The sequence below is a fragment of the Ruegeria sp. PrR005 genome (genome assembly GCF_010500245.1).
In the GTDB taxonomy this organism is placed as follows: Bacteria; Pseudomonadota; Alphaproteobacteria; order Rhodobacterales; family Rhodobacteraceae; genus Ruegeria_B; species Ruegeria_B marisflavi.
In genome coordinates this window covers 13632-28169 of the sequence record NZ_JAAGOX010000043.1, presented here as the reverse complement: position 1 = coordinate 28169, position 14538 = coordinate 13632, and the positions used below count along the sequence as shown (strand labels likewise).

Here is a 14538-nt window from a genome sequence, read left to right as displayed (position 1 = left end):
AAGCTGTATCATTGATAATACATTTAACCGGGATATAGTCAGAGGCAATTCTTTCCTTTCGAACGGGTCGAAAATGACAGAGCCGGGGATGCAGATGGGGGGCGGGGCGCGGATGCCCGCGGGCGCGAAATCGCGCCGCGTCTACCTGTCCTTGCTGGAACAGATTTCCGCCGGACGGCTGGAGCCGCGCCAGAAACTGCCGGGCGAAGAACAGCTGGCCGAGGATTACGGTGTGTCCCGCGTCACCGTGCGCCGGGCGCTGGATGCATTGGCGGAAAACGGGTTCCTGTCGCGGCGCGCGGGCAGCGGCACCCGGGTGCGGCCTCGGCCATCCGCGCCACAGCCGGTGACGATGGATTTCTCGACCCTGCTGCCGCAACTGGTGGAAATCGGGCGCAGCACCGAGGTACGGCTGTTGTCGAGCCGTATGGACGCGGCCCCCGAGCATGTGGCGCGGGCGCTGGACCTGGCACCGGGCGAGACGGTGCAGATCGCACAGCGGACCCGCAGCATCGGTGGAACGGCCTATTCGCATCTGACCACCTATGTGCCGTCGCGCATCGCGGTGGGCATCTCGGACGAGGACCTTTCGCGAGAACCGCTGCATGTACTGCTGGAACGCAATGGCGTGCAGATCGCCGATGCGCGGCAGTCGGTTTCGGCCACCCTTGCGGGCCCCGAGGTGGCCTCGGCTTTGGGCCTGCCCGAAGGCGCGGCCTTGCTATCGCTGGACCGGGTCGTGCGCGACACCGAGGGGCGGGGGGTCGAGTTTCTGACCGGGCTTTACCGGCCCGACATGTTCCGTCTCGACATGAGCCTGGCGCGGGTCGATCATGGCCAGGGCCGCCATTGGGAACCGGCCATCACCCCGCTGAAGGATACGCCCCGATGAGCGCGCCGCTGACTTTGCTGGACAGGCTCTGGTCGATGCACGAAGTGCTGCGTCGAGAGGATGGCAGCGCGCTCCTTTGGGTCGACCGGCATCTTGTGCACGAGGGGTCGCACCACGCCTTTGCGCGGCTGGCCGAGCGGGGCCTGCCGGTGGCAGAACCCGGCCTGACATTTGCGGTGGTGGACCACTATGCGCCCACGCGCCGGGCGGGCCCGATCGCCGATCCGGCAATAGCCCGCATGATCGAGACCCTGCGCGGCAACGCCGCCCGGCATGGGGTGCGCCTTTTTGATCTGGATGACCCCGATCAGGGGATCGTGCATGTGGTCGGTCCGGAACAGGGGCTGACACTGCCCGGCCTGCTGATCACTTGCGGCGACAGCCATACCTCGACCCATGGGGCATTTGGTGCGCTGGCCTTTGGCATCGGAGCGACCGAGGTGGCGCATGTGCTGGCGACCCAGACCATCTGGCAGCGCAAGCCGCGTGCAATGCGGATCACCGTTGACGGTACATTGCCACTGGGCGTGTCGGCCAAGGATATCGCGCTGAACTGGATCGCGCGGTTTGGCGCCGACGGGGCACAGGGCCATGCGGTGGAATATGCCGGCAGCGCCATTCGTAACCTGTCGATGGAGGGGCGGATGACCCTGTGCAACCTGACTATCGAAGGGGGTGGGCGCATGGGCATGGTGGCCCCGGACGAGGTGAGCTTTGCCTATCTGCGCGACAGGCCGCAGGCGCCCCGTGGCAATGATTGGACCCGCGCACTCGACAACTGGCAGGCCCTGGCCAGCGATGCTGATGCCCGGTTCGACCGCGACGTCGTCCTGTCAGCCGAGGAAATCGCGCCCATCGTGACCTGGGGCACCAGCCCCGAACAGGCCCTGCCCATCGACGCGTCCGTTCCCATCCCCGAAACACTGCCACCCGCCAAGGCACAGGCCGCCCGCGCCGCGCTCGACTATATGGGGCTGGTGCCGGGCCGCCCTTTGGCGGGCACACCGGTCGATCAGGTGTTCATCGGCTCCTGTACCAATGGCCGGATCGAGGATCTGCGCGCCGCTGCCGCGGTTCTGGCCGGGCGGAAAGCGCGCGTGCCGGGGCTGGTCTCACCCGGCTCGGCACGGGTCAAGGCGCAGGCCGAGCAAGAAGGGTTGGACCGCGTGTTCACCGAGGCGGGGCTGGATTGGGTCGCCTCGGGCTGTTCCATGTGCGTCGGCATGAATGGCGATCTGGTCGCGGCGGGCAAGCGATGTGCCTCCTCCACCAACCGCAACTTCCGCGGCCGCCAAGGTAAGGGCGCGCGCACGCATCTCATGTCACCGGCCATGGTGGCGGCGGCGGCCGTCACCGGCACGCTGTGCGATGTCCGGCCCTTGTTGAAGGGGAGGCCGGTCTGATGGCGGGGTGGAGCGAACAGCGGGGCAAGGCGGTGCTGCTGGCGATGGCCAATATCGACACCGATCAGCTGATCCCGGCGCGGTTCATGTCAACACCGCGCGCGCAGGGCTATGGCCGGTTCCTGCTGCACGATGTGCGGCGCACATCCGAGGGCACGCTGGACCCGGCGTTTCCGCTCAATGCCCATCCGGATGCCTGCATTCTGGTTGTGGGACGCAACTTCGGCAGCGGCTCGTCGCGCGAGGCAGCGGTCTACGCCCTTGTCGATGCCGGGATACGCGTCGTCGTGGCGCCCAGTTTCGGCGATATCTTTGCCGGAAACGCGGTGAATAACGGCCTGCTTCCGGCCCAGGTGACCGAGACGGATGCAGAGCTGTTGACCAAGGCGCTCTCTTCGGGCCCGGCGCAAGGCAGCGCTGATCTGGCATCCCGACTGTTGAGTATCGCGGGCGTGTCAGTGCCATTCCAATTGGATGAGGTCTGGCGGACCAAGCTGCTGAATGGCTGGGATGATATCGATCTCACGCGTCAGCACGCCGCCGACATCGCGGCCTACCGCGCACGCCTTGTCTCGGAACCCGGCCGGTTTCCGTTTGACAGGGCATCCTGAGACATAGGCCAGTGCCAGCGAATAATCACCCGAGACAGCGGGCCCGTCCTGCGGACGGAGATCCCGTTGCTCCCGACCATGATCGATGTGTTGACCCGCTCGCCACATTCAGGAGCGCCGCCTGGGTCCTCCTTCGGTCACGAGCCCGGTTTCGGGGGACCGGCCCGGATGTGCGGTGTATCGACGCCATCCGCGTGGACGCCGGCCCGCGAACCTTGCTGAAACACGCTATGCGGTCCTAGATTGAGCCCGGGCCCGGACTTGTCGCAGGACAAGGGAATGGCCCGGGAATAGTCGAAAGGTGCGGTCTTGACCGGGAACACGTATACCATTCGAAACCTCAAGAAGATCTACGGTCACGGGGAAGCCGCCGTACATGCCCTGCGGGGTGTCGATCTCGACATTCCGGCGGGGGAATTCGTGGTCCTGCTGGGCGCGTCGGGCAGCGGAAAGTCGACACTGCTCAACATCATCGGGGGACTGGACCGGGCCAGCGAAGGCACCGCGCTGTTCCGCGACCGTGAATTGACCACCATGTCGGACAGCGAGCTGACGCGATACAGGCGCGACCACGTGGGCTTTGTCTTTCAGTTCTATAACCTGATGCCCAGCCTGACCGCGCGTGAGAATGTCGAGCTGGTGACCGAGATCTCGCAAAACCCTATGGACCCGGACAAGGCGCTGGCGCTGGTGGGCCTGTCCGAGCGGGCCGATCATTTCCCCGCCCAGCTTTCGGGCGGCGAGCAGCAGCGGGTGGCGATTGCCCGGGCGGTTGCGAAGCAGCCCGATGTCCTGTTCTGCGACGAGCCGACCGGCGCGCTTGACAGCACGACCGGACGGGCGGTTCTCAAGGTACTGCGCGATGTCAACGAAACACTCGGTGCGACGGTTCTTGTCGTGACCCATGCCGCATCGCAGGCTGCGATGGCCGACAGGGTGATCCGTTTCAGCGACGGACAGGTGATCGAGGTCAGGGAGAACGAGACCAAGCTGAACCCCGAGGAGATCGAATGGTAGGGGGCATATGTCACCGCTGACGCGCAAACTGGGCCGGGATCTGCGGCGGATCCGCGGACAGGCGATCGCAATCGCCCTGGTGATCGCGGTTGGCGTGCTGCTTCAGGTGATGCAAAGCGGTCTGGTGGTCAGCCTCGAGGAGACGCGGCGCGCCTATTATGACAGGTACCGCCTGGCCGAGGTCTATGCGCCGGTGACCCGCGCGCCCGAGCGCCTGTTTCGGGATCTCCAGAAAATACCGGGCGTGGCCGCCGCCGAAACGCGGGTCGCGGGCGCGGCGCTGATCGACCTTCCGGGGTTGGAGGTTCCGGTGCGGGCGCTGGCCCTGTCCTTGCGACATGAGCCTCGGCTGAACGCGGTTCTGCTGACCGAAGGCCAAAGACCGGCTGGAGGCAGAACGGATCAGGTTCTGCTGTTGGACAGTTTCGCAAAGGCGCACGGGCTGGGTCCGGGCGACCGGATCAGCGCTACGATGAACGGGGCCCGGCACGAATTCTCGATCGCCGGTCTCGCGATGTCGCCCGAGTTTCTGTACAGCACCGCCCCGGGCGAGATGGTGCCGGACGATGCGCGTTTTGCCGTCCTCTGGATGGCGCCGAGCGCGATTGCCTCGATGTTCGACATGGATGGCGCCTTCAACGAGGCGTTGATGTCGCTGGAGCGCGGCGTGGATGTGGCCGGGGTGATCGCCGAAGCGGATCGGTTGCTCGACAGCTATGGGGGCGCTGGCGCATATGCGCTGGCGGATCTTCCGTCGAACACGTTCATAACCCAGGAAATCCAGGGGTTGCGTCAGGTTTCGGCGGTGGTTCCGCCGGTGTTCATGGCGGTGGCGGCGTTCTTGCTCTACATCGTCATCTCGCGCCTGGTCGAATCCGAGCGGCGCGAGATCGGGTTGATGAAGGCGTTCGGCTATACCGATTGGGAAGTCGGGGCGCATTACCTCAAGCTGGTTCTGGTGATCAGCCTCGGCGGGGCGGCTCTGGGCAGTGTGCTAGGCATTCTGGCCGGGCGGGCTCTGATAGATGCCTACCTGATCTACTACAAGTTTCCCTTTCTCGTCTTTCGTCTGGACCCGTCCAGTTTCGCCATTGGGTTCGGCGCCAGCGTGACGGCCGCATCCGCCGGTGGCCTGCTGGTCCTGCGCCGGGTGTTCGCGCTGACACCGGCGGTTGCGATGCGCGCGGCGGCACCCGCCGACTTCCACCGTGCACGCCCGTTCCACGGGGTGCTGGCGCGCTGGCTGGACCAACCCACGCGCATGGTCTTGCGCCGCCTGGCGCGCGAGCCGCTTCGTATGGCAGGCGCGGTCGCGGGGGTGGGCGCCGCGACCGCGCTGGCCGCTGCGATGGCATCGCTGCTGGCCAGTTTCGACGACATGGTCGCAGTGTCGTTCAGCGACATAGACCGCAGCGATCTGATGGTGTCGTTCACCCATCCGGTCGCCGGTCAGGTGCGCTTCGACCTGGAGGCGCTGCCCGGTGTGATCGAGGTGGAACCGGTCCGCGTGGTCGATACAGTGTTCCGCAATGGACGCTACAGCCATCGCGGCGCGGTCAGCGGGCTGGTCTCTGCGCCGCGCCTCTACCGCGCCGTCGATGCCGAGACCAATTCGATTGCCATCCCGGACCACGGGCTGATCCTGTCGACCGGACTTGCCCGCAAACTCGGGGTTGTCCCCGGACAGCGCGTGACGCTCGATGTGCGCGAAGGCCGCCGCCCAAAGGTCGAGGTGCAGGTGGCCGCCGTCGCCGAATCCCTGATCGGGTCGCCGGCTTTCATGCAGTTCGAGGCCCTCAATCAGGTGTTGTCCGAACCGGGGCGGATATCGGCAGCTTATCTGCGCGTCGACGCAAACAGCGCCGGAGAGATCTATCGCCGCCTCAAGGACATGCCACAGGTCGCCGGTGTCTCGATCAAGGACGAAAGCCGGTCGGCCATGCGCAAGATGATGGACCAGGGCGCGGGCGCGACGCGCTATGTGATGGCAGTGATCGCGGGCGTGATCACCTTTGGTGTCATCTACAACGCCGCCCGTGTGGCGCAGGCTGAACGCGAACGGGATCTGGCAGGGCTGAGGGTTCTGGGCTTCACCCGGGCCGAGGTCGCCTTTGTCCTGCTCGGGGAACTGGCCGTTGTGACCCTACTGGCCATTCCGATCGGGGCGCTGGGCGGCTATGGCCTCAGTTTTGCGATTTCCGCAGGTTTCAGTACCGATCTATACCAGATACCGGCCAGTTTCGGCCTTGCAAGCTTTGGTCAGGCGGCGGCGGTTGTTGTCGCGGCAGCCTTGATATCGGGCTGGGTGGTGAAACGAGATATTGACCGGACCGATCTGGTTCTGGCGTTGAAGAACAGAGAGTGATGAACGTGCCCCGGCAAAACAGCAGAAGATCCCGTTCCGTCCTTACCGCAGGTGCCATTGTTTTGGTGGGCGGTTTCCTGGCTCTGGCGTTCTGGCCCCGGTCGGTTCTGGTCGACATGGCCGAGGTGGGGCGCGGGCCGATGATGGTCACCATCGACGAGGAAGGACGGACCAGGGTCAAGGAACCCTATGTGGTCTCCTCGCCCGTCGCCGGAGAGTTGCAACGGGTGACCGTGCTGCCCGGCGAACGGGTCGTGGCCGGTGAAACCATCGTCGCCCAGATGCGCCCGGCGAAACCATCGGTTCTGGATGTGCGCACGCGCGAGCAAGCCTATGCGGCCGTGACCGCAGCCGAGGCCGCGCTGCGGCTGGCACATGCCGACCTGAACGCGGCGCAGGCAAAGTTCGATTTTGCAGAAAGCGATCTGGAACGGGCAAAAACACTGGTCGAACGGGGGGTTTCCAGCGCGGTGACGATGGAACGCGCCGAACAGGCCGCCCGTGTCGCCCGCGCCAACCTGGACACGGTGCAGGCCGCCATTGCCATGCGCGAGGCGGAACTGGCCAACGCCCGCGCGCAGCTGATCGGCTTTGACGATTCTGGGCTGGCCACCGCGCTGGCCGACAGCGTTCCGGCGGATATTGGCATTCCGCTGCGGGCGCCGATCGACGGCACCATCCTGAAGGTCTTCAAGAAGAGCGAAACCACCCTGCCTGCGGGCGAGCCGATCCTCGAAATCGGCGACATTCAGGGCGATCTGGAAGTGATGGCCGAACTGCTGTCCTCGGACGCGGTACGGGTCACGGTGGGCGATCCGGTGATCATCACCAGCTGGGGCGGTGACACCGATCTGAATGGCACCGTCCGCCGGATCGATCCCTATGGGTACACGAAATTCTCGGCCCTCGGTGTCGAGGAACAGCGCGTGGAGGTGACGGTCGACATCGGAACTCCGGCGACCGAGCGGCTTTCGCTGGGGCATGGCTACCGGGTCGAAGTGCGCATCGTTGTCTGGAACAGCGAAGATGCGCTGGTGGCGCCTTCGGCTGCGCTGTTCCGGCATGGCGGGGAATGGGCCGTCTTTGCCGTGCGCGATGGCCGGGCAGTTCTGACCAAGGTGGAGGTGGGGCAGAACAACGGGCGCGAGGCCGAGATCCTGTCGGGCATTGGCGAAGGCGATCGCTTGATCCTGTTCCCTTCAGCGGAACTCAAGGACAACGACCGGGTGGCGCAACGCCAGTTCGACTGAAAAAGCCGCCCGGATCCTGACCGGGCGGCATTCGTGTTTCTTAGCCTGCGGCGACAGGGCTACGCCGCCATTTGGCGGGGCCGGTGATATGGATCGAGTTTCCTTCGGTGTCGACGGCAACGGTCACCGGCATGTCCTCGACCTTCAGCTCATAGATGGCTTCCATCCCGAGATCCTGGAAGGCGACCGGCGTGGCCGCCTTGATCGCCTTGGACACCAGATAGGCCGCGCCGCCAACGGCGATCAGATAGGCCGCCTTGTGCCTGGCAATCGCCTCCAGCGCCACCGGACCGCGTTCCGCCTTGCCGATCATCACCTTCAGACCGGTGTCCGCCAGGATACGGTCGGTGAACTTGTCCATCCGGGTCGAGGTGGTGGGGCCTGCCGGGCCAATGGCCTCGTCGCCCACGGCATCCACCGGACCCACATAATAGATCGCCTTGCCCTTCAGATCGACCGGCAGCGGCTCGCCCCGGTCCAGCATCTCGATCATCCGCTTATGCGCCGCGTCGCGCCCGGTATAAAGCGTGCCTGACAGCAGCAGCGTCTGGCCGGGTTCCAGCGTGGCCAGAACCTCGTCCGTCAGATCGTCGAGGTTCAGTTTGGTCGCCTGCGCGCCTGCCTTCTCCAAGAGGATCTCAGGATAGAGATCCATCGGCGGCGGAGTGAATTCGGCGGGGCCCGACCCGTCGAGCGTGAAATGTACATGCCGGGTGGCTGCGCAATTGGGGATCAGGCCCACAGGCAGCGAGGCCGCGTGGGTCGGAAAGCTCTTGATCTTGACGTCGAGCACCGTGGTCACGCCGCCCAAGCCCTGTGCGCCGATCCCCAGCGCGTTCACGCGGTCATAGATTTCCAGCCGCAACTCCTCGGTTTTGTCCGAGGGGCCACGGCGCAGCAGATCGGCCATATCCAGCGGCTCGTTCAGTGCCTGTTTGGCCAGCGCCATCGCCTTGTCCGCATTGCCGCCCACACCGATACCCAGCACGCCCGGCGGGCACCATCCTGCGCCCAGCGTCTCGACCGTCTGTACCACCCAATCGGCCACATTGCCCGAAGGGTTCAGAGTGGTGAATTTCGACTTATTCTCGGACCCGCCGCCCTTGGCTGCGACCTCAACGTCGATCTGGTCGCCCGCCACCATCTCGACAGTCAGCATGCAGGGCGTGTTGTCGCCCGAATTCTTGCGGCTGCCGAAAGGATCGACCACCACCGAGGCGCGCAGCGGATTGGTGTCGCGCTGGTACCCCTGCCGGGTGCCCTCGTCGCAGATCTCTTGCAGCGAGCGGGTGAAATCGGTCTTGGCCTGCACGCCGATCTTGACATGGATATTGGCCGCGCCGGTGTCCTGACAGATCGGGCGACGGCCCATGGCGCACATGCGCGAATTCACGAGGATCTGTGCCATCGCGGCCTTGGCACCGGGGTTTTCCTCACGCTCCCAGGCACTGGTCATGGCGCTGATGAAATCGGTCGGATGATAGTACGAGATGTATTGCAGCGCCTCGGCGATGCTTTCGATCAGGTCGCTTTCGCGGATAACGCCCATGACGATCCTCCTGGGTCTGCCGGGGTGTGCCAGCCTCGGCGCTGCCCGGATTGCCTGTTTCTCCTGTCGCGCGGATGCGGAATGGTGCGGAACAGGGGGTTCCCGCGGGGTTTAGCGCGATTCCGGTATGCACTGCCATACCGTTTCACGCGGTGCGGCTTCGCGCCCTAGGCCGGGCTTGCCAGAGGCACGGATGTTTCGCAGTCTGCCTGGACAGGACGACATCTGGAGGTTGGAGAGTTGCAAAGCAAATCGGTCAGGGCAGGGGTTCTGGAGATTACCTATCTGGAGACCGGCCCGGCAGACGGCTGGCCCTGTATCCTGAGCCATGGCTTTCCCTATGACGTGGAAACCTATGCCGAGACCGCCACGCTGCTGGCGGATGCCGGAGCACGGGTGATCCTGCCCTACCTGCGCGGCTATGGTCCGACGCGGTTCCTGTCGCCGGACACGCCCCGTTCGGGCGAACAGGCGGCGCTGGCCGCCGATCTGTTGGCGCTGATGGAGGCGCTGCGGATCGGGCGCGCGGTTCTGGGCGGGTATGACTGGGGCGGCCGGGCATCCTGCATCCTGTCCGCCCTCTGGCCGGAGCGGGTGGTGGCTCTGGTCACCGGCAACTCCTACAACATCCAGAACATCCCCCGGTCGGGCGAGCCGGAAGCGCCCGAGATCGAGGCAACCTATTGGTACCAGTACTATTTCCATTCCGAGCGGGGCCGCCGGGGGTTGCAGCAGGACCGGCGCGCCATCGCGCGCACGCTCTGGCGGATGTGGTCGCCGAAATGGGCGTTCAGCGACGCGGTCTTCGACCGCAGCGCGCCCGCCTTCGACAATCCCGATTTTGTCGAGGTGGTGATCCATTCCTACCGCCACCGGTTCGGGCTGGTGCCCGGAGATCCCGCCTATGCCCATATCGAAACGCAACTGGTGGCCCAGCCGCCGATTGGTGTGCCGACCGTGGCAATCGACGGGGACAGTGATGGGGTGAGTGCGGGAACCGCCGGGCATCGCAGCCGGTTCACCGGCCCGTTCGACTACCGCGTTTTTCGCGACGCGGGCCACAACCTGCCGCAGGAAAGGCCAGTTGAATGGGCGCAGGCTGTGCTGGACGCCCGTGCAATGGGGCTGACCGGGACCGGCAACAAGGAGCAACACGGATGAACCTTGCACGACTGGCCATAGAGCGCGCCGAAACCGGAAAACCCGTGACCGCCGCCCTGATCGGCGCAGGCAAGTTCGGCTCAATGTTTCTCAGCCAGGTGCCGACAATCGCGGGCCTCCGGGTGAGCGCCATCGCAGATCTCGACCCGGACCGCGCTCGCGCGGCCTGCCGCGCCGTGGGCTGGAGCGAGGAGCGCATCGCCGATACCGCTTTTGTCGAGGATGGTCGCGCCCTTGCGGTACGGGACGATGTCGAGGTGATCATCGAGGCCACCGGTGATCCGCGCGCGGGCATCGCTCATGCACAGGCCGCCATTGCCGGGGGCAAGCATGTCGTGATGGGCAATGTCGAGGCGGATGTTCTGGCGGGTCCCGCACTGGCGCGCGCCGCGCGACAGGCCGGTACGATCTATTCCATGGCTTATGGTGACCAACCGGCGCTGGTTGCGGAAATGGTCGATTGGGCGCATGCTGCGGGGTTTCGGGTTGCGGCGGCGGGCAAGGGTACAAAATACCTGCCTGCCTACCATAATGTTACTCCGGATGAGGTCTGGGACCACTATGGCCTGACCGCCGAGGAGGCGGCGCGGGCGGGCATGAATCCCAAGATGTTCAACTCTTTCCTGGATGGCACCAAAAGCGCCATCGAGATGGTCGCCATCGCCAATGCCTGCGGGTTGGATGTGCCGGATCAGGGACTGTCCTTTCCACCCTGCGGGGTCGACGACCTGGCGCATGTGCTGCGCCCACGCGAGTTGGGCGGGCAACTGGATCGCGTCGGCATGGTCGAGACGATCTCCTCGCTCGAACGGGACGGGCGGCCGGTCTATCGCGATCTGCGCTGGGGCGTCTATGTGGTGCTTGAGGCGCCAAACGACTATGCAGCCGCCTGTTTCCGACAGTACGGGTTGCCCACGGACAGCACGGGGCGTTTTGCGGCGATGTACAAGCCCTTTCACCTGATCGGGCTGGAACTGTCGGTCTCGGTCCTCTCGGCGGCGCTGCGGGGCGAACCTACCGGCATGGCGCGCGAAATGCGGGGAACGGTTGCCAGCGTCGCCAAGCGGGGGCTGAAAGCGGGCGAGATGCTGGATGGCGAAGGCGGCTATACCGTCTGGGGCAAGGCGCAGCCGATCGCACGGGCGGCGGATGCCTTGCCGATCGGGCTGGCCCATGGGCTGCGGTTGCGCCGCGATGTTGCGGCGGGTGAGGTCCTGAGGCTGGCGGATGTTGACCTTGCCGACGATCCCGTGCTCGACCTCTACCGGAGCTGCAAGAGCGGCTAGCAGACGTCAGCGCGGGGCGACGCGATAGGTAAACCCCGCTCCTTCGGCGTCGCGCATGGCGTCCTCCAGCATCGTGGTGACCCGGTGGTGATCCGGCGATTTGCGGCAGACCGGATCGGTGGCCGCCGCATCCCCGGCGATGGCCAGCGCCTGGCACCGGCATCCGCCGAAATCGACGGTCACGCGTTCGCAACTGCGGCAGGTCTCGGGCAGGAAGTCCGTGCCGCGATAGGCGTTGAACGCCGCGCTGTCATACCAGATGTCGCGCAGGCTCCGCTCGGTGATGCGGTCGAACCGGAGGTGCGGAATGGTCTCGGCGGCGTGGCAGGGCAGGACCTTGCCGTCCGGCGCGATGTTCAGCCCCGCCGATCCCCAGCCTCCCATGCAGGACTTGGGGAAGTCCGAATAGTAATCCGGCGGCACGAAATCAAACGCCAGCGTGCCGCGCAAGCGCGCCTCGGCCTCGGTCACCTTGCGCTTGGTCGCCTCTGTTTGTTTGCGAGTGGGCAGCAAGGCGGCACGGTTCCGGGTAGCCCAGCCGTGAAACTGGACACAGGCCACTTCAAGCCGCCGCGCCCCCAGTTCGACCGCCATCTCGATGGTGCGGTCGAGATCGTCCAGATTGTGCCGGTGCATCACCGCGTTGAGCGTCAAGGGGATGCCCCGCGCCTTGATCTCCTGCGCAACGGCCATCTTGCGCGCAAATCCGCCCTTGTAGCCGCCGATCCGGTCGGCCAGATCGGCCCGCGTCCCTTGCAGCGACAGCTGGATATGATCCAGCCCCGCCGCCTCCAGCGCGTCGAGCCGGTTGGGTGTCAGCCCGATCCCGCTGGTGATCAGGTTGGTGTAAAGCCCCGCCTCATGCGCCGCGCGGGTCAGCTCGGGCAGATCGGGGCGCGAGGCCGGCTCGCCACCTGACAGGTGCAGTTGCAGCACGCCCAGTTCCGCCGCCTGGCGGAACGCGTCGGCCCAGACCTCGGTGGCCAGTTCCGCCTGGCGGCTAACCATCTCGACCGGGTTCGAGCAATAGGGGCAGGAGAGCGGGCAGCGGTGCGTCAACTCGGCCAGCATCGCGATGGGGGGCGGTGCTGTCATGGCCGCACCATCAGGAACACGCGGGCGCGCAGCCCTTGCAGAAAGGTCTGCACGTCGCCCTCGATCTGCGCGCGGGGCGCGCTGTATGTCGCGGCCAGGTCATCGACGATCTCGGCAAAACTTGCCTGGCCGTTTACCCGGCTCAGGATCGCCTCGCCGATGGGGTCGAGCGCCACCGCCTTTTCCGGGGCCAGCAGCACCTGACCGCCGCGCACGTGATCGGGCCGCATCCGGACGCCGCGCGGCAGGTACGGTCGGTCACCTGGAGCAAGCGCCAGTGTCATGCCATGCCCTCGCCGGGGCGCCAGGCCCCAGGTGGCACATGACCGTCGACATAAGCGCCCCAGAGTGCGTCGAGCTGCGCCCAGAGCACATCGGTCTTGAAGATCAGCGCCGCGCAGGCCATGTCCTCCTTCTCGGGCGTGTCGGCATGGTCCAGCACCCATTTTAGCCCATAGGCCACGTCTTTCGGTGCTTCGGTCAGGCGTTTGCGAAAGTAGCTGAGGCTGCTGTCATTGGCGAAGTCATAGTGTTTCAACAGACCCTCGATCCGGTTCTCGTGGATCTTCGGAGCAAAAAGCTCGGTCAGCGAGGAGGCGACCGCCTGAAGCAAGGGCTGTTCGCGGACATAGTGAACATAGGCTTCGACCGCGAAACGGGTGGCGGGCAGGATGCCCGCGCCAGAGGCCACGTAATCAGGGTCGAGCCCCACAGCCTCGGCCAGTTTCAACCAGCGCCTGAGGCCGCCGCCCTCGGTGACACCGCCATCGTGATCCTCGATCCGCGAGCGCCATTCGCGGCGGATATCGGGGTCGGTGCAACGCGACATGAAGGCCGCGTCCTTCATCGGGATTGCCGCCTGATAGGCCCAGCGGTTGATCACCCAGGCGCGCACCTGATCCGGTGTGCATTGACCGCCATGCAACCGGTGATGAAACGGATGCCTGTCGTGATACCGTTCGGCGCCGATGGCGCGCAGGCGGGCTTCAAGGCTTTCGCGGCTCATGTCAGAATCTCCATTCCATCCTGCGCGACTTGCCAGCCGTGACGTTCCACATGGGCCCGTTCGTCGCTGCCGGGGCGCCAGACCGGGTTGGTGTTGTTGATATGCACAAAGGTCTTGCGCGCGGGGATAGTCGCGAGCCGGGTGATCGACCCTTCGGGGCCGGAGATCGAGATATGGCCCATCCGGCGTCCGGTCTTGACCCCGGTACCGCTGCGGATCATCTCGTCATCGTCCCAGAGCGTGCCATCGAACAGAAGGTGATCGGCATCCGACAGCCGGGTCAGCAGGTCGTCGGGCACATAGGCGCAGCCGGGGATGTAATAGGCGACAGATCGCCCGTCGGACAGGCGCAGCCCGACCGTCTGTTCGCCGATTAGGCCAGTGTCGACGCTTTCACCCTCCAGGAACAGCGGAACCTTGCCCGGGACCGCGAACAGTGTCGCCTCAAGCCCCTTGTGAAGGGCAAACGGCATGTCGAGGGATACGGAATGGCGGGGAACATTGTCATGCGAGACCGCGTCGAAGATGCGGTTCCCGTCCAGGATCGCGTGAATCTCGCCGGTGGCGAACAGGCTAAACGGCGTCTGTTCGCGCAAAGACAGAAGGCCCGCGATATGGTCGATGTCGCCGTTAGTGACAAGTACCGAAGCCACCGGAGACCCCCTGAGACCCCATGGATGCAGGGCAGGGGTGTCCAGCATCTGCTGCCGGATGTCGGGCGAGGCGTTCAGGATCGACCAGTGTTCGCCATCGGCGGATACCGCCAAAGACGATTGGCCGGACGGCCTGAGCCGTCCGGCGCGCGCATCGTTGCAATTGGCACAACCGCAATTCCATTGCGGCAGGCCACCTCCGGCCGCGGCACCCAGTACGATGATGTGCATCTGCCCGGGCCTCCGCAGT

General features: G+C 65.5%; 13 protein-coding genes. 8 read left to right on the top strand and 5 right to left on the bottom strand.

Going from position 1 to position 14538, the window contains the following annotated elements; all coding sequences use genetic code 11:
- Positions 1-73 precede the first annotated feature (73 nt).
- The 6 genes from G0P99_RS17445 to G0P99_RS17420 all read left to right on the top strand — a co-directional run bounded on the left by G0P99_RS17445 (position 74) and on the right by G0P99_RS17420 (position 7538).
- The gene (locus tag G0P99_RS17445) at positions 74-892 is read left to right on the top strand and encodes a GntR family transcriptional regulator (protein ID WP_239059859.1); all 819 of its coding nucleotides are present in this window, start codon (positions 74-76) and stop codon (positions 890-892) included.
- On the top strand, positions 889-2295 hold the full coding sequence (gene leuC / locus G0P99_RS17440) for a 3-isopropylmalate dehydratase large subunit (RefSeq protein ID WP_164131763.1): 1407 nt from the start codon (positions 889-891) through the stop codon (positions 2293-2295). The genes G0P99_RS17445 and leuC overlap by 4 nt, the downstream gene beginning before the upstream one ends.
- Positions 2295-2906, top strand: a complete 612-nt coding sequence (gene leuD, locus G0P99_RS17435) for a 3-isopropylmalate dehydratase small subunit (RefSeq protein ID WP_164131762.1) — start codon at positions 2295-2297, stop codon at positions 2904-2906. The genes leuC and leuD overlap by 1 nt, the downstream gene beginning before the upstream one ends.
- Positions 2907-3215: 309 nt before the next feature.
- Positions 3216-3923: an ABC transporter ATP-binding protein gene (locus G0P99_RS17430; protein ID WP_164131761.1), complete on the top strand. Its 708-nt coding sequence runs from the start codon at positions 3216-3218 to the stop codon at positions 3921-3923.
- Between the two features lie 7 nt (positions 3924-3930).
- Positions 3931-6288, top strand: a complete 2358-nt coding sequence (locus G0P99_RS17425; RefSeq protein ID WP_164131760.1) for an ABC transporter permease — start codon at positions 3931-3933, stop codon at positions 6286-6288.
- Positions 6289-6353: 65 nt separating this feature from the next.
- Positions 6354-7538 (top strand): efflux RND transporter periplasmic adaptor subunit, encoded by a 1185-nt coding sequence (locus tag G0P99_RS17420; RefSeq protein WP_370462843.1) that lies wholly within the window; start codon positions 6354-6356, stop codon positions 7536-7538.
- Between the two features lie 40 nt (positions 7539-7578).
- Here G0P99_RS17420 and G0P99_RS17415 read toward each other — a convergent pair whose 3' ends face one another.
- Complete coding sequence (locus G0P99_RS17415) at positions 7579-9087, bottom strand: fumarate hydratase (RefSeq protein ID WP_164131758.1); 1509 nt, start codon at positions 9085-9087, stop codon at positions 7579-7581.
- A 240-nt stretch (positions 9088-9327) separates the two neighbouring features.
- On the opposite strand from G0P99_RS17415, the gene G0P99_RS17410 reads away from it, so the two are divergent.
- Together G0P99_RS17410 and G0P99_RS17405 are read left to right on the top strand one after the other, a co-directional pair.
- Positions 9328-10248, top strand: coding sequence for an alpha/beta fold hydrolase (locus G0P99_RS17410; RefSeq protein WP_164131757.1), 921 nt, complete (start codon positions 9328-9330; stop codon positions 10246-10248).
- On the top strand, positions 10245-11534 hold the full coding sequence (locus tag G0P99_RS17405; RefSeq protein WP_164131756.1) for an NAD(P)H-dependent oxidoreductase: 1290 nt from the start codon (positions 10245-10247) through the stop codon (positions 11532-11534). Before G0P99_RS17410 ends, G0P99_RS17405 begins: the two co-directional genes overlap by 4 nt.
- A gap of 6 nt (positions 11535-11540) precedes the next feature.
- On the opposite strand, the gene pqqE is transcribed toward G0P99_RS17405, so the two are convergent.
- Genes pqqE through pqqB form a run of 4 tightly spaced genes read right to left on the bottom strand, consistent with a single transcriptional unit; the run spans position 11541 to position 14519 of the window.
- Positions 11541-12629 (bottom strand): pyrroloquinoline quinone biosynthesis protein PqqE, encoded by a 1089-nt coding sequence (gene pqqE / locus G0P99_RS17400; RefSeq protein WP_164131755.1) that lies wholly within the window; start codon positions 12627-12629, stop codon positions 11541-11543.
- Positions 12626-12913 carry a pyrroloquinoline quinone biosynthesis peptide chaperone PqqD gene (gene pqqD / locus G0P99_RS17395; RefSeq protein ID WP_164131754.1) on the bottom strand — a complete coding sequence of 96 codons (288 nt, stop codon included), beginning with the start codon at positions 12911-12913 and terminating at the stop codon, positions 12626-12628. The genes pqqE and pqqD overlap by 4 nt, the downstream gene beginning before the upstream one ends.
- Positions 12910-13635 carry a pyrroloquinoline-quinone synthase PqqC gene (gene pqqC, locus G0P99_RS17390; protein WP_164131753.1) on the bottom strand — a complete coding sequence of 242 codons (726 nt, stop codon included), beginning with the start codon at positions 13633-13635 and terminating at the stop codon, positions 12910-12912. The genes pqqD and pqqC overlap by 4 nt, the downstream gene beginning before the upstream one ends.
- Positions 13632-14519, bottom strand: a complete 888-nt coding sequence (gene pqqB, locus G0P99_RS17385; protein ID WP_164131752.1) for a pyrroloquinoline quinone biosynthesis protein PqqB — start codon at positions 14517-14519, stop codon at positions 13632-13634. Before pqqB ends, pqqC begins: the two co-directional genes overlap by 4 nt.
- Positions 14520-14538 lie beyond the last annotated feature (19 nt).

What these genes read in the sequence shown, in the direction of transcription:
- pqqD (WP_164131754.1), bottom strand. Translation starts at nt 12,913, where the DNA reads ATGACACTGGCGCTTGCTCCAGGTGACCGACCGTACCTGCCGCGCGGC.
- G0P99_RS17445 (WP_239059859.1), top strand. Translation starts at nt 74, where the DNA reads ATGACAGAGCCGGGGATGCAGATGGGGGGCGGGGCGCGGATGCCCGCG.
- pqqB (WP_164131752.1), bottom strand. Translation starts at nt 14,519, where the DNA reads ATGCACATCATCGTACTGGGTGCCGCGGCCGGAGGTGGCCTGCCGCAA.
- G0P99_RS17415 (WP_164131758.1), bottom strand. Translation starts at nt 9,087, where the DNA reads ATGGGCGTTATCCGCGAAAGCGACCTGATCGAAAGCATCGCCGAGGCG.
- leuC (WP_164131763.1), top strand. Translation starts at nt 889, where the DNA reads ATGAGCGCGCCGCTGACTTTGCTGGACAGGCTCTGGTCGATGCACGAA.
- G0P99_RS17425 (WP_164131760.1), top strand. Translation starts at nt 3,931, where the DNA reads ATGTCACCGCTGACGCGCAAACTGGGCCGGGATCTGCGGCGGATCCGC.
- G0P99_RS17405 (WP_164131756.1), top strand. Translation starts at nt 10,245, where the DNA reads ATGAACCTTGCACGACTGGCCATAGAGCGCGCCGAAACCGGAAAACCC.
- leuD (WP_164131762.1), top strand. Translation starts at nt 2,295, where the DNA reads ATGGCGGGGTGGAGCGAACAGCGGGGCAAGGCGGTGCTGCTGGCGATG.
- pqqC (WP_164131753.1), bottom strand. Translation starts at nt 13,635, where the DNA reads ATGAGCCGCGAAAGCCTTGAAGCCCGCCTGCGCGCCATCGGCGCCGAA.
- pqqE (WP_164131755.1), bottom strand. Translation starts at nt 12,629, where the DNA reads ATGACAGCACCGCCCCCCATCGCGATGCTGGCCGAGTTGACGCACCGC.